Annotated in this window: 12 protein-coding genes; 6 read left to right on the top strand and 6 right to left on the bottom strand. The window is 72.2% G+C overall.

All coding sequences use genetic code 11. The annotated features are described in order from the left end of the window. The first annotated feature begins 1 nt into the window (after window position 1). The 3 genes from ACQPXB_RS27145 (at window position 2) to ACQPXB_RS27155 (ending at window position 3135) form a co-directional block, all read left to right on the top strand. On the top strand, window positions 2–475 hold the full coding sequence (locus ACQPXB_RS27145) for a (2Fe-2S)-binding protein (RefSeq protein WP_386945081.1): 474 nt from the start codon (window positions 2–4) through the stop codon (window positions 473–475). Beyond that, window positions 472–2817: an aerobic carbon-monoxide dehydrogenase large subunit gene (locus ACQPXB_RS27150; RefSeq protein ID WP_432844883.1), complete on the top strand. Its 2346-nt coding sequence runs from the start codon at window positions 472–474 to the stop codon at window positions 2815–2817. Before ACQPXB_RS27145 ends, ACQPXB_RS27150 begins: the two co-directional genes overlap by 4 nt. Before the next feature lie 63 nt (window positions 2818–2880). Next, window positions 2881–3135: a hypothetical protein gene (locus tag ACQPXB_RS27155; protein WP_366576735.1), complete on the top strand. Its 255-nt coding sequence runs from the start codon at window positions 2881–2883 to the stop codon at window positions 3133–3135. Window positions 3136–3147: 12 nt separating this feature from the next. Here ACQPXB_RS27155 and ACQPXB_RS27160 read toward each other — a convergent pair whose 3' ends face one another. The 6 genes from ACQPXB_RS27160 to ACQPXB_RS27185 all read right to left on the bottom strand — a co-directional run bounded on the left by ACQPXB_RS27160 (window position 3148) and on the right by ACQPXB_RS27185 (window position 11479). Next, window positions 3148–4458, bottom strand: coding sequence for an MFS transporter (locus ACQPXB_RS27160; RefSeq protein WP_432844884.1), 1311 nt, complete (start codon window positions 4456–4458; stop codon window positions 3148–3150). A 70-nt stretch (window positions 4459–4528) separates the two neighbouring features. Beyond that, on the bottom strand, window positions 4529–6646 hold the full coding sequence (locus tag ACQPXB_RS27165) for a bifunctional lysylphosphatidylglycerol flippase/synthetase MprF (protein WP_432844885.1): 2118 nt from the start codon (window positions 6644–6646) through the stop codon (window positions 4529–4531). Window positions 6647–6669: 23 nt separating this feature from the next. Beyond that, window positions 6670–7368: a hypothetical protein gene (locus ACQPXB_RS27170; RefSeq protein ID WP_432844886.1), complete on the bottom strand. Its 699-nt coding sequence runs from the start codon at window positions 7366–7368 to the stop codon at window positions 6670–6672. Between the two features lie 715 nt (window positions 7369–8083). Continuing rightward, window positions 8084–8692 (bottom strand): short chain dehydrogenase, encoded by a 609-nt coding sequence (locus tag ACQPXB_RS27175; protein WP_432844887.1) that lies wholly within the window; start codon window positions 8690–8692, stop codon window positions 8084–8086. A gap of 278 nt (window positions 8693–8970) precedes the next feature. After that, window positions 8971–9972, bottom strand: coding sequence for a non-homologous end-joining DNA ligase (gene ligD, locus ACQPXB_RS27180; protein ID WP_432844888.1), 1002 nt, complete (start codon window positions 9970–9972; stop codon window positions 8971–8973). 70 nt (window positions 9973–10042) lie between these two features. Beyond that, entirely contained in the window at window positions 10043–11479 is a 1437-nt protein-coding gene (locus ACQPXB_RS27185; protein WP_432844889.1) for an amidohydrolase family protein, read from the bottom strand. A gap of 232 nt (window positions 11480–11711) precedes the next feature. On the opposite strand from ACQPXB_RS27185, the gene ACQPXB_RS27190 reads away from it, so the two are divergent. The 3 genes from ACQPXB_RS27190 to ACQPXB_RS27200 all read left to right on the top strand — a co-directional run bounded on the left by ACQPXB_RS27190 (window position 11712) and on the right by ACQPXB_RS27200 (window position 14629). Then, the gene (locus ACQPXB_RS27190) at window positions 11712–12530 is read left to right on the top strand and encodes an IclR family transcriptional regulator domain-containing protein (RefSeq protein WP_366576748.1); all 819 of its coding nucleotides are present in this window, start codon (window positions 11712–11714) and stop codon (window positions 12528–12530) included. Window positions 12531–12626: 96 nt separating this feature from the next. Then, window positions 12627–13835, top strand: coding sequence for a CaiB/BaiF CoA transferase family protein (locus ACQPXB_RS27195; protein WP_432844890.1), 1209 nt, complete (start codon window positions 12627–12629; stop codon window positions 13833–13835). After that, the gene (locus ACQPXB_RS27200) at window positions 13832–14629 is read left to right on the top strand and encodes a citryl-CoA lyase (protein ID WP_432844891.1); all 798 of its coding nucleotides are present in this window, start codon (window positions 13832–13834) and stop codon (window positions 14627–14629) included. The genes ACQPXB_RS27195 and ACQPXB_RS27200 overlap by 4 nt, the downstream gene beginning before the upstream one ends. Window positions 14630–14633 lie beyond the last annotated feature (4 nt).

Consider the following 14633-nt stretch of genomic DNA (forward strand, 5'->3'; position numbering starts at 1 on the left):
CGTGGAGATCACGGTGACGGTCAACGGCGAACCCCACCGCCGCACGGTCGAGCCGCGCCTGCTGCTCGTGCACCTCCTGCGCGACGACCTCGGGCTCACCGGCACCCACTGGGGCTGCGACACATCCAACTGCGGCACCTGCGTCGTGTGGCTCGACGACCTGCCGGTGAAGTCGTGCACGGTGCTGGCCGCGATGGCCGACGGCAAGCAGGTGCGCACCGTCGAGGACCTCGGTCACGGGGCCGAGCTCGACCCCGTGCAGCAGGGTTTCGTGGCGTGCCACGGGATCCAGTGCGGGTTCTGCACACCCGGAATGCTGATGACGGCGCGCTGGCTGCTCGACCACGACCCGGACCCGAGCGAGGACGTGATCCGCGAAGCGATCTCCGGGCAGCTGTGCCGCTGCACCGGTTACGAGAACATCGTCCGCTCGATCCGCTGGGCGGCCGAGCACCCGGACGGGGAGCCCGCATGACCTACGGTTCGTTGCCCCGCAAGGAAGACGCGCGCTTCGTGCGCGGGCGCGGCACGTTCGTCGACGACCTCGTGCTGCCCGGGATGCTGCACGGCGCGATCCTGCGCAGCCCGCACGCCCACGCGCGCCTGGTGTCGGTGGACACCAGCGCGGCCGAGGCCCATCCCAAGGTCCGCGCCGTGCTCACCGGGAAAGACCTGGCCGAGCGCGGCATGGCGTGGATGCCGACGCTCTCGCACGACGTGCAGGCCGTGCTCGCCACCGACAAGGTCCGCTTCCAGGGCCAGGAGATCGCGTTCGTCGTCGCCGAAGACCGTTACGCGGCAAGGGATGCGCTGGAGCTGATCGACGTCGAGTACGAGCCGCTGCCGGTGGTCGTCGACGCGCCGGCCGCGCTCGCCCCCGGCGCCGCCGTGATCCGCGACGACCTCGGCAAGGCCGACAATCACGTGTTCGACTGGTCGTCCGGCGACGAGGCGGCCACGGAAGCCGCGTTCGCGAAGGCGGACGTGGTGGCCCGGCAGGACATGCTCTACCCGCGCGTGCACCCGGCGCCGCTCGAGACCTGCGGTGCGGTGGCTGACATCGACGCGATCACCGGCAAGCTCACCGTATGGGCGACCGCGCAGGCGCCGCACGCGCACCGGGTCCTGTACTCGCGGATCACGGGCCTGCCCGAGCACCGGATCCGCATCGTCGCGCCCGACATCGGCGGCGGCTTCGGCAACAAGGTCGGGATGTACCCCGGGTATCTGTGCGCGGTGGTGGGGTCGATGCTCACCGGGCGGCCGGTGAAGTGGACCGAGGACCGCTCGGAAAACCTGATGAGCACGTCGTTCGCCCGCGACTACCACATGAGCGGCGAAATCGCGGCCACGCGCGACGGCCGGCTGCTCGGGCTGCGGGTGCGCGTGCTCGCCGACCACGGCGCGTTCAACGGCACCGCGCAGCCGGCGAAGTTCCCCGCCGGGTTCTTCCACGTGTTCACCGGTTCCTACGACCTGCCGGCCGCGTTCTGCTCGGTCACCGGCGTGTACACGAACAAGGCGCCCGGCGGCGTCGCGTACGCGTGTTCGTTCCGCATCACCGAGGCCGTGTACGTGGTCGAGCGGATGATGGACGTGCTCGCCCGCGAGCTGGGCCTGGACCCGGCCGAGCTGCGCATGCGCAACCTGCTGCGGCCCGAACAGTTCCCGTACACCTGCGCCACCGGCTGGCAGTACGACTCGGGTGACTACCCGCGCGCGCTGACGCTGCTGAAGGAGATCGCCGGCTACGACGAACTGCGCCGCGAACAAGCCGAGAGACGCGCGCGCGGCGAGCTGATGGGCCTCGGCCTGAGCTTCTTCACCGAGGCCGTGGGTGCCGGGCCGCGCGAGCACATGGACATCCTCGGCTTCGGCATGGCCGACGGCGCCGAGCTGCGCGTGCACCCGTCCGGCTCGGCCGTGCTGCGGCTCTCGTGCATGTCGCAGGGCCAGGGCCACGAGACGACGTTCGCGCAGCTCGTGTCGGCCGAGCTCGGCATCCCGCCCGACGAGGTCGAGGTCGTGCAGGGCGACACCGACCACACGCCGTTCGGCCTCGGCACCTACGGCTCCCGTTCGACGCCGGTGTCGGGCGCGGCCGCCGTGACGGTGGCGCGGAAGGTGCGCGAGCGCGCGCGGCAGGTCGCGTCGGCGATGCTCGAGGTGAGCCCCGACGACCTCGAATGGGAACGCGGACGCTGGTTCGTGCGCGGTGTGCCCGGCCGCGGGCACACGATCCGCGAGATCGCGCTGGCCGCCCACTCCGACCTGGCGCTGCCCGAGGGCGTGGAAGGACAGCTCGACGCGAGCACCGTGTACAGCCCGCCGAACCTGACGTATCCCTTCGGCGCGTACCTGTGCGTGGTCGACGTCGACGCGGACACCGGCCAGGTGCGCGTGCGCCGCTTCATCGCCGTGGACGACTGCGGCGTGCGGATCAACCCGATGATCGTCGCGGGCCAGGTGCACCGCGGTCTCGCCGACGGCATCGGCATGGCGCTGATGGAGCTCATGGCCTTCGACACCGACGGCAACCACCTCGGCGGTTCGTTCATGGACTACCTGCTGCCCACGGCGTTGGAGTGCCCGTCCTGGGAGCTCGGCGAAACCGTGACGCCCTCGCCGCACCACCCCATCGGAGCCAAGGGCATCGGCGAGTCCGCCACCGTCGGCTCCCCGGCGGCCGTGGTCAACGCGGTGGTCGACGCCCTGGCGCAATTCGGCGTGCGCCACGCCGACATGCCGCTGACGCCGGCCGCGGTCTGGCGCGCGATGCGCGGCGCGCCGCTGCGGGCCGACCTGGCGATCTCCTGAGCGGGGTGAACCGGCGGGGCCGCGGATCCGTGTTCGCAGTGAGGGACGCGGAAAGGAACCGCCATGACGACGACCCCGCTCAACGGCCGGGCACTCGCGCTGTTGCGCGCCGTCGCGGCCGGCCGCGCCGAGCTCGGCGCCGGCAGCGAACCCGACCTGCGCATCGACGGTCTGCTCTGCTCCGACCAGCCCACCGCGCACGCGCTCACGCACGCCGGGCTCGTCCGGCCGGTGCGGGAGGTCGCGCCCGGGCAGTGGGTGCCGGCCGAACTCACGCCGGCCGGGAGGCAGGCGCTGGACCTGAACTCCGCGGCCTGAGGAACACCGGCCTCAGCCGGTGGTGACCGGCGAGCGCGGAAACGCGATCACCGCACCGAGACTGATCAGCGCGACCGCCACCATGTACAGCGACACCGACAGCGACGTGCCGGTCGACGTCTGCAGCGCCGTCGCGATCAGGGGCGCGAAACCACCGCCCAGCACCGCACCCACGGCGTAGGCGAAGGAAGCGCCGCTGTAGCGGTAGCGCGGTTCGAACAGCTCCGCGAACAAGGCCGACTGCGGGCCGTAGGTCGCGCCCAGGCCGAGGTTGAGCACGACCACCGCGACGCCCAGCAGCCACGGCTGGCGTGTGTCGACGAGCAGGAAGAACGGGATCGACCACACCACGAGCAGCACCGAACCCACGAGGTACACCCGTTTCCGCCCGACGCGGTCCGACCAGATCGCCCCCGCGATGATGCTCACGAGCCACACCACACTGCCGACGATGATCTCCACCAGCATCGTGGTGTTGCTCAGCTTGAGCACGGAAGTGCCGTAGGACAACAGGTACGCGAAGAAGACGTAGCCGAGCGCGGTGTTGGCGATGAAGCTCAGCGCCGCCACGGTGACCTCACGCGGGCGCCGGCGCAGCACGTCGGCGATCGGCACGCGGCTGCGTTCGCCGGTCTCCCGCAGCCGCGCGAACACCGGGCTTTCGGCCACGCGCAGGCGGATCACCAGTCCCACGACCACCAGCACGAGGCTGACGAGGAACGGCACGCGCCAGCCCCACGACCGGAAGTCCTCCGGCGACAGCGAGCTCGTCACCGCGAAGAACACCAGCTGCGCGATGATCAGCCCGGCGGGCACGCCGATCTGGGAGAACGAGCCGTAGCGCCCGCGCCGGCCCGCGGGCGCGTGCTCGACGGCCATCAGCGCCGCGCCACCCCATTCGCCGCCGGCCGAGATGCCCTGCAGCACGCGCAGCACCACCAGCAGCACGGGCGCGAGCACGCCGGCCTGCGCGAACGTCGGCAGCACCCCGACCGCGGCCGTCGCGAGCCCCATCAGGACGAGCGACGCGACCAGCATCGCCTTCCGCCCGACGCGGTCGCCGAAGTGGCCCCACACGATCCCGCCCAGCGGGCGCGCGACGAAGCCCACGCCGAGCGTCGCGAACGCCGCGAGCGTGCCCGACGCCGGGGACAGCGACGGGAAGAACAGCTTGTTGAACACCAGCGCGGTGGCGGTGCTGTAGATGAAGTAGTCGTACCACTCGATCGTCGTGCCGATCGCGCTCGCCACCGCGACGCGGCGCACCTGCTCACCGCGCACCAGGACCTGCTCAGCCATCCCGTCCTCTCCCCCGTCGATCATCGCGGCGAGCATAGTCCGCGCAGGTCGAGGGGGAAACGGCCAATCCTCGCCCGAGTGTCCGACCGTCCCGTCAGTTCTTCCCCATCCGCACCAGCGAACCCAGCGAGGCGTCGGGCAGGTAGGCGCGCGCGAGCGCGACGCCGATGCGCGGCAGGTCGCCTTCCTCGCGGTAGGACAGGTACATCGGCACGTAGCGGGGCTTGAACTTCGTCTTGAACGCGTGCAGCGAGCGGAACCCGTAGTACGGCTCCATCGCCCCGCCGAACGAATCGAGGAGGCGTTCGAGCGGCGCGGCCGGCGGGGCCTCCGGCGCACGGGCCAGCGGGGCACCGGAGAGCGACACGAATTTCGCGCCCTCGGCGCGGAACGCCTGGCAGGACGAGGCGATGAGGAACTCCACCACGGGCCGGAACCCGTCGCCGCGGCGGCGCATCACGTCGAGCGTCCAGCCTTCGACCTGCCCGTCGCCGCCGTACACGGGCAGCCACGACGTGACGCCCTGTACCACGCCGGCGGCGTCCACGGCCAGGCCGACGCGCACGCGCGGGTCCAGCGCCTCGTCCACGCCGCCGAGGGTGAAGCCCATCTCGGGCATCCCCTTGTCCCCCACCCATTCCTCGGAGATCGCGCGGACCTGCGCGACGAGCGACCACGGTTCGTCGGCCAGCGTCACCAGGCGGAAGGCCACGCCTTCCTTCACCGCGCGGTTGAGCGCCGAGCGCACGTTCTGCCACGCCTTCCCGCGGAACTCCAGGTCCGCCAGGTCGACGAGGGTGTCCTCGGCGACCTGCACGCGGGCCCAGCCGAGCGAGTCCGTGACGGCGGTGGTCTCCTCGGTGACGGAGAACAGGCACGGCACCAGCCCGGAGTTGTCGCACAGCTCCGCGAACGCCCGGATCGTGCCGGCGGTGTCGGGGCCGATCGGGTCGCCAAGGGCGATGGCCACGCCGGCGTGGCGGCGGTAGGCGAGGTAGGACTCGCCGTCAGGGCCGAAGAAGTGGGAGTTCTCCGGCCAGAGGGTCATCCAGGACAGCGTGCCGCCGCCGTGGCGCTGCAGCAGTTCGGTGGCGCCGTCGACGTCGCGGGAGCCGAGAGCCCGGCGCCGGTTCCGCCGCGAGGGCACGCGGAACGCCCCGCGCGCGGCGATGAGCAGCGTCAGCATGGCGCCCCAGAGCACGGCGTCGGCGATGAGGAACGACGCGTTCTCGATCGTGTAGGCCAGGCCGAAGATCTCCGCGACGACCACGACCACGGCGATCACGACGCCCAGCGCCACGATCAGCGAGGCGAGCCCGACCGCCCACCGCCACGCCGCGCGTTTGCCGCGCCGCAGGCCGTTGATCATCAACGCGATCACCACGAGCACGATGGCCAGCTCCGGCACCGAATCGGCCTGGCCCGCCGTGGAGCCGAGCGGGCTGACGCCGGGCGCGATGCGCACCACGATCTGCACCGCGCCCGCGATGACGAGGCCGGTGACCGCGAGCAGGCGCCACTCCCGCCGCGTCGGGCGGCCCGAGGACCGCAGGCGTTTCGGGCCGGCGAGGCGGCGCGCGAGCGGCAGTGTGAGGCCGACGGCGAGCAGGTGTTCCAGGTCGGCGAGCGTGCCGATGTAGAGGATGGACACCCCGACGTATACGCACAGGAGCGCGCGCAACCGCAGCCGCCATGGCGAGCGGATGGTCGCGCTCACCACGGCGACCACGGCGAGCGCACCCGCGGAGAACCCGACGTCGGTGCGCGCCGCGAGCTGTGTCGCCCACTCCCAGCCGGTGCCGCGCAGCGCGAGCAGGATCAGCGCGGCGCCGAGGGTGGCGGCCAGCTGCGCGCCGACGGCGATCGCGGCGGTCCGGCGCGTGCCCAGCCGCGCCTCGGACGGGCCGACGAGCAGGGCGAACCCGCCGGCCACCGGGAGGTAGAACAGCGGGTTCAGCGCGAAGAACGGTCCGATGAGGAACGTCCACCAGCGGCCGTCGAGGAGCGAGGGCAGGCCGTAGGACACCTGCGGGAACCACGCGCGCGTCTCGACGGCGCTCCACAGCGTGCCCGTCGCCAGGCCGAGCGCGACCATCGCCACGACGACGGCCGTGGTGAACGGGGCGCGCCGCCACAGCACCAGCGCGATCGACCGTGCGCGCGTGAGGAACTCGGGGGTCGCGTGCTCGACGGCCGCGGTGTGTTCTGCCATGGTGGCCGGCCCCGTCCGCGGTCTCAGTACAGCGGCGGGGTCGGTGTGGTCGGCTCCGGGGCCCGGCTGCGCGGCCGGCCCAGCGCGAGCGCGACGATCGCGGCCGCGACCAGGACGAGCCCGCCGATGAGGAACCCGAGCGCGTAGCCGAACAGGCCCGGCAGGTTCAGGTCGACGGCGAGGCGGGAGTCGACGCCGGGGGTGCCGTCGGCGTTCATCACGACCGCGCGGTAGTCACCGTCGGTGATCTGCCACGTCACGTCGGTCGCGCCGGAGGCGACCCAGAACGGCTGGGTGGCCGGCGGGGCCGCGAGCGCCGTGCCGTCGCGGCGGACGGCGTCGAGCGCGAACGGGTCGAGGTCGAAGTTGCGCGCCTGCTCGATCGCGACACCGGCCAGGTACCGGTCGACGTCCGCCGCGGGCCCGATGGCGATGAACAGGCCGGAGGCGTTGCCGCCCGTCGCGTGGACGGTGATCGACGGCGAGCCGAGCGCACGCGTGAGCCGGCCGGTGTCGGTGATCTGCGCCGTGTCGGTGACGATGGCCGCGGTCGGGGTCGTCACGTCGTGCTGCCCCGACTTCAGCGACCCGCCGGAGCCGAACACCAGCAGCAGCACGCCGCCCCCGATGGCCAGGCACACGCCGATCACGAGCACGACCACCGAGATCACGATCACGGCGATCCGCGCGGGACTGCGGCGCGGCGGATACGTGGCGGTCATCGGCGCCTCCCCGGCTCGAAGACGGGTCCCCCGGCCCTCGGGTGTCCATTGTGGTCGGTGGGCGACCAAACCCGGCCGCCCGGCGGAAACTCACCCTTCGGCCCCGCTGCGCGCCACTTCCCCGCACGACCCGGCCCCGGGCTTCGCGGGACACGCCACGGCCCGGCGACCGAGGAACGTCGTCGCAGCATGAAACGGATGGTAACCCCGCTTTCGGGCACCTCCGGCCGGCTCGGGACGGGGTGGCGGCCGGCTCCTCCGCCCGGCGCGGCGCGGGCGGGTCTCCTCGGCGCCGGCCGCGCACGGCGTTGCGCACGGCGCCGTTCTGGCCTTCTTCGCGGGGATCGGTGCTGCCGCGGGCGGGCGCCAGCGCGTCGGCTTTTCAGCCCGATCCGCGTGTGTGCGGTTCGGGAATTCTCTTGCGGTCCAACGGTTCGGCGGTACGCATGACCTCCGGTCGTCCGGCTCCACCTGGCGGCGCGATGCCGACCCCTGCCGTGCGCCGACCGGGCTCACTGACGCCGTGGTGCCTGTACGGGACTTCGAACCGGGTCTCGATAACGTCCGGCCGCGGTGTTGCTCGTGACCTCTTCCGGTGATCGGCTACCGACGGTGAAAAGTGCATCCGCAACCGGCGGCGTCACCGTCAGTCGCTGCTCGTGCGACAGCCCTGCACCACGGCCCGCTTCCGCGGCCGGATCGCCGCGGCTCGGCGTCAGCTGTCCGTCTTGTGCAGCTTCAACACCCGCCCGGTGCCGGGATTCGCCATCGCCCGCAGATACGCCTGCGCCACCTCGGCCGCCGACACCGGCGTGAACCCGGGAAAATACGGGTGGTAGGCCGTGGACTCCGCGAGAACCGTCGGGCTGACGCAGTTGATCCGGATCCCCCGCGGCAGCTCCGTCGCCGCCGCCTTGACGAACCCCTCGACCAGGTGGTTCACCGTGGCCCCGATCGTCGCCGCCACCGTCACCTCATCGGTCAGCACCCCGGACACCAACGTGAACGACCCCCCGTCCGCGAGGTACGGCAGCGCCGCCCGCACCACATTGACCTGCCCCATCCCCTTCGACGCGAGCGAACCCGCCCACTGCTCGTCCGTCGCCTCCTCGAACGGCGCCGGAAACACGTCACCGGCCGCACTCGCCACCGCGTCGAACCCACCCAGCCCCGCGAACAACGCCTGCAGGCTCCCGACGTCGGTGATGTCCGCCCGGTACTCCCCGGACTTCCTGCCAACCGTCACGACCTCGTGGCCCTGCTCCCCCAACACCTCGCTCACGGCCGCGCCGATGGTCCCGGTGCCGATCACCACTGCTTTCACTGTGCTCCACCTGTCATGAGATGACTATTGTGTCAGTCACTGACAGTTTCAGCATGACACGCCACCCAGGCAGTCGTCCACCCGAGGGCTGCGCCTGTCACTCCACAGCGAGCACACCACTGGACGAAGACTCCCGCAGCGGCCCCGAAGCAGCGCATCTCGTCGGAGTCGACGAAAACGGTCAGCCCGACCCACGACGGTTGTCGGCCTGGTAGCGAGGTCCGCGACGATCCGGCCACCGCCGACCGTGTCGATGCCGGCAGAACCGCGCTTCCGCCCTACACCGACGGAACTTCCACCTCACCCGGTACCCGATCCGGCCTCAACCCCCGCCAGGCCGTGTGCCGGAGGCGTTGGTCGCCTGGTGTCAGGCGGCGGTACACGACCTCGCCGACGAGCGAAGGTGCCAACCAATGCGCCCCCCGCGCGCGGTCGCGGGGCACCACATTCGCGAACGGGCTCACCGACCGCTCCAACGGCGCCAAAGTCTCCCGCAGGTCCACCAGCATCTGCTCCGTGAACCCAGTCCCCACATCACCCAGGTACAGCAGATCACCCGAAACCGGGTCGTGCGCACCAAGAAGCAGCGCGCCAAGGGTGGAAGCGCGACGCCCCTGACCCGGCCGCCAGCCCCCGAGCACGACCTCGGTGGTCCGGATCAGTGGGTGCTTCAACCACTCCGGGCTCCGCCGCCCGGGGTGGTACTTCGAACCGCGCGCCTTGACCACCAGGCCTTCGAGCATGGTCTTCTGCGCCACGTCCAGCAGGTCCTGCGGCGACATCCCCTGCGCCGACAGGTCGGTGTGGGAGTACGACGGGGTGATGGCCACGAGGCGACGGTCCGGCGGCTCGAGAGTCTCGAGCACGCCACGCCGTTCGTCGTACGTGGCGTCCAGCAGTGACTCGCGGCCGAGCGAAAGGACGTCGAACGCGAAAAAGGACACCGCGCGCGCCGAGGTGTCGTGGTTCTGCAGCAGGCCGAAGTCGGGATGTCCCTGCTCGTCGAGGGCCACGATCTCGCCGTCGAGCACCGCGGGCCGGCCGCCCAGCGCGTCGCCGAAGGCGCCCAGCAGTTCGGGGAACCGGCCGGTGAAGTCGTTGTTGTTGCGGCTCGTCAGCACGGTGGTGCCGTCGGGGGCGACGCGCATGATCGCCCGGTAGCCGTCCCACTTGAACTCGTAGGCGTAGTCCGGGCCGTCGCGCAGGAGACCGCCGTCGGGGGTCGCGAGCATGGGCTCGATCGGGGCCGGCACGCGCGACCGCTCAGCACCGCCTGCCATGCCGGCCTCCCGCCTCGGACGTCCCGCTCGCCCCACCGTAGGGCGAAGCGAGCGGAAACGTCCACAGTGGTCACCCGCCGTGGGTGCTGCCGCTCTGGTAGTCGGTGTAGGTGTAGGGGTTGTCGAGGATCTTCGCCTCGGGCACGTCGGGGTTCATCCCCTGCTCCCACGCCTCGTCGCCCAGCTGCGCGCGCAGGTGCTCCACCGTCGCGTCCACCGTGCGGCGCACCGCCGCCAGGTCGACGTCCACGAGGCGGCCGTCGCGCTTCACGACGCGGCCGTTCACCAGCACGGTGTGCACGTCGCCGCGCTGGGCCTGGAACGCGATGTGACCGTGCGGGTTGAGCAGGGGGAACGACACGGGCGAGTGATCGTTTTTCACCAGCACCAGGTCGGCCTTCTTGCCGACCTCGACGCTGCCGAGCTCCGCCTCGCGACCGAGCGCCCGGGCGCCGCCGCGCGTGGCCCACTCCACCACCTGGTCGGCGCGCAGCGCGGCGTGCGTGACGGTGTCGCCCTTCACGTGCGCCTCCAGGTGCTCGCGGGACCGGTCGGCGCCCAGCGTGGTGCGCATGGCCGAAAAGAGGTCCCCGCTCCACCACACGGACGTGTCCATCGACAGCGACACCGGGATGCCGTGCGAACGCAGCGCCCAGGTGGGCGGGTAGCCCTGGCCCGCGCTCTGCTCGCTCTCCGTCGACACCGACACCGAACCGCCCGTCGCGGCGATCCGGTGGTAGGAGTCGGCCGAGAGCGACGCGCCGTGCACGTAGATCGTCTCGGGCGTCATGAAACCGTGGTCGTGCATCAGGCGGATGCCGTCGTCGCCGGTCGCGCCCCACACGCCCGCGTGCGTAGTCACCGGCACGCCGAGCTCGCGCGCGACCTCGAACGCCGGCTTCTCCGGGAACTCCGGGTCGCCGGTCACGTCGAACGCGAGCTGGAAGCCGAGCATCGGGTCGCCCGTCATGCGGCGCGCGACGAACTCGCGGAACTCCGGCGTGGCGGTCCAGTGCGCCGGCGCGTCCTGGATGTTGCCGTACGCCAGCACGAACCGGCCCGGCACGGCCTGCAGCGCGTCGACGGCCGCGTCGGCGTGCTCGGTCGTCTGCAGCCCGTGCGACCAGTCCACTGTGGTCGTCACGCCGGCGTCGAGCGCCTCCCAGGCGGACAGCAGGTTGCCCGCGTAGACGTCGGCCGGGCGGAACGTCTTGCCGTGTTCGAGGTAGTACCAGACGAAGTACTGCGTCAGCGTCCAGTCGGCGCCGTACCCGCGCATCGCCGTCTGCCACATGTGCCGGTGCGTGTCGATCATGCCCGGCATCACGATGCCGCCGGTCGCGTCGATCTCCACGGTGCCTTCGGGCACGGCCAGCTCCGGGCCGACGCCAGTGATCGTGTCGCCGGTGACCAGCACGTCGTGCCCGGGCAGCACGCGGCGGTTGGCGTCGACGGTCAGCACGGTCCCGCCGCGCAGGACGACCGGCCGGCCGGTGGGCTCGCTCATGGCTGCCTCTCTTCCACGCCGGAGCCCACGGACCCTGACGCGTACAATCGTCCGCTTGACGGACAACCAGTGGGGTGCAGACACTTTTGCGCACCGCGGAGCCCCTGTCAATGCCCGGCCGGGCCCGGGCCCGGGCGCGGCGCGAGGCCGGGCCGCGCTGTCCGGCTCGCGGACAGCGGGCGGATACGCTTCGCTGGACGCAGTGCCCGCCAGGCCGTGAGGAGGTCGTGCGATGCCACGAGAGGGAACCGGTCCGGACTTCATCGAGGCGCTCGCCCGCGGGCTCGAAGTGATCGCCGCCTTCCGGCCCCACCAGCCGGTGATGACGCTCGCCGAGGTCGCGACCGCCACGAAGCTGGCCCGCCCCACCGCGCGGCGGATCCTGCTGACACTGGAAGAGCTCGGCTACGTGCGCACGGCCGAGCGTGGTTACGCCCTCACGCCCCGCGTGCTCGAACTCGGCGTCGCCTACGTGCGGTCGATGGGCCTGTGGGACATCGCCCGCCCGCACCTGGAGAAGCTCAGCGCGCAGACGAACGAGTCGTGCTCGATCGCGCAGCTCGACGGCTCCGACATCGTCTACGTGGCCCGGGTCTCGGTGCCGAAGATCGTCTCGCTGGCCGTGCAGATCGGCACGCGGTTCCCGGCGTTGCCGACGTCGCTGGGCAAAGTCCTGCTGGCCGCCCTGTCCCCCGAGGAGCTGGAGACCACGCTCGCCGAGCCGACCCGCTCGGGGCTCGTGCCGCGCTGGCAGCCGGACCACGCCGAACGCGACGCCGAGCTGCGCGAAGTGCGCGCCCGCGGCTGGGCGCTGACCGACGAGCAGCTCACCCTCGGGATCCGCTCGGTCGCCGCGCCGCTGCGCGACGGGGCCGGCCGCGTGATCGCGAGCGTGAACGTCAACTGCCACGCCGCCGAGACCCCGGTCGACCGGCTGGTGGGCCACCACCTGCCCCTGCTGCTGCAGGCCGCGGGCGACATCAGCGCGGACTTCGCGCGCCTGCAGGACGTGCCGCACAGCGCCGCCGCGGCCGCGCCCGCCGTGTCCTGACCCACGCTTGACCGGCGCGCCGCACAAGCGCAGACTCTCGGTTGGACGACTCACGCGGACAGTGGTCCGCCTGACGGACACGAAGAGAGGCGAAGCATGGAAGACTCCCCGGCGGGAGCGGGCACCGGACCGCTGTCGGGGCTGCTGGTGGCGGACTTCTCCCGGGTGCTGGCCGGCCCGTACGCCACGATGCTGCTCGCCGACCTCGGCGCCGAAGTCGTGAAGGTCGAGGGCCCCCAGGGCGACGAGACCCGCACCTGGATGCCGCCGGTGCGCGGCGAGACGTCCACCTACTACCTCGGCGTGAACCGCGGCAAGCGCTCCATCGCGCTCGACCTGCGCGACGAGGCCGACGCGGCGCTCGGGCGCGAGCTCGCCGCCCGCGCCGACGTGCTCATCGAGAACTTCAAGCCCGGCGGCCTGGCCAAGTACGGCCTCGACTACGAGACCGTCCGCGCCCTCAACCCCGGCCTCGTCTACGCGTCGATCACCGGCTTCGGCTCCGGCGCGGGCAGCCACGTGCCCGGCTACGACCTCATGGTGCAGGCGATCTCCGGCCTGATGAGCCTCACCGGCGACCCCGCCGGGCCGCCGTACCGCGCCGGCATCTCCGTGTTCGACGTGATGGCCGGCAACCACGCCGTGATCGGCATCCTCGCCGCGCTGCGCCACCGCGACGCGACCGGCGCCGGCCAGCTCGTGGAGGTCAACCTGCTGTCCTCGGCGCTCACCGGGCTGGTGAACCACAGCTCCGCCTACGTCGCCGGCGGCGTGGTCCCCTACCGGATGGGCAACGCGCACCCCAGCGTCTTCCCGTACGAGCCGCTGCCGACCGCCGACGACGACCTCATCGTCGCCGCCGCCAACGACGGCCAGTTCCGCAAACTGTGCGACGTGCTCGCCATCCCCGAGATCGCCGAAGACCCGCGCTTCGCGCACAACGCCGACCGCACGAAGAATCGCGACGAACTGCGCCCGATCCTCGTCGAGCGCCTGGCCGCCCGCGGCGCCGTCGACTGGTTCGAGGCCCTCACGGCGGTGGGCGTGCCGTGCGGCCCGATCTCCACGATCGACGGCGGCTTCGCGATGGCCGAACGGTTCGGGCTCGACCCCGTGGTCGAGGTCGGCGAAGGCGACCGCGCGGTGCCGACCACGCGCCACCCGTTGCGGCTCTCGGCGACCCCGGCGTCCTACCGGCTGCCGCCGCCCGAGCTCGACGAGCACGGCGCCGAGCTGCGCGCCTGGCTGGGCACCCCGCGCAGTGATCTCCCCAGCAGCGATCTCCCGGGAAAGGCCGACGCGTGAACGAGCCAGTATACGAGACGGCGCTCGGTGCGTCGTCGCTCGACAAGATCACCCTGCTCGGCCAGGACCTGGCCCAGGACGTGATGGGCAAGGTCGGCTTCGGCGAGCTGTCCTTCTGGCTCGCGACGCAGCGCCGGCCGACGCCGGGCGAGACCCGCGTGTTCGAGGCCGTGCTCGCGGCCTTGGCCGACCACGGGTTCACCCCGACCGCGATCGTCACCCGGCTGACCTACCTGTCCGCGCCCGACTCGATCCAGGGCGCGCTCGCCGCCGGCCTGCTCGGCGGCGGCTCGCGTTTCCTCGGCGTCACCGAGGACTGCGGCCGCTTCCTCCACGAGGTCCTGGCCTCCGCCGGCGACCTCCCGGCCGACGACGCGGGCTGGGACGCGCTCGCCCTCGAAACCGTTCGCGCCAAACGAGAAGCGCGCGAGTTCATCCCCGGGCTCGGCCACCACGTGCACAAGCAGGGCGACCCGCGCACGCCGCGGCTGATGGAGATCGCCGCCGAGGAAGGGCTCGTCGGCCCGCACCTGGCGCTGTTCACCGCCATCGGCCGCGTGCACCCGCAGGTGCTCGGCAAGACCCTGCCGCTCAACGGCGCGGGCGTCTGCGGCGCCGCGCTGGCCGACCTCGGGCTGCCGCTGGAGCTGCTGCGCGGATTTGCCCTGCTGGCCCGCACGGCCGGGCTGATCGGGCAGCTCGCCGAGGAACTGCGTCACCCTGTGGGCAACGACATCTTCCTCGCGGTAGACCTGAACAACCGGCCCGTCGAGCCGGACCCGTACACGCCCTGACCCC

The sequence above is a fragment of the Amycolatopsis sp. CA-161197 genome (genome assembly GCF_050942255.1).
Taxonomy (GTDB): domain Bacteria; phylum Actinomycetota; class Actinomycetes; order Mycobacteriales; family Pseudonocardiaceae; genus Amycolatopsis.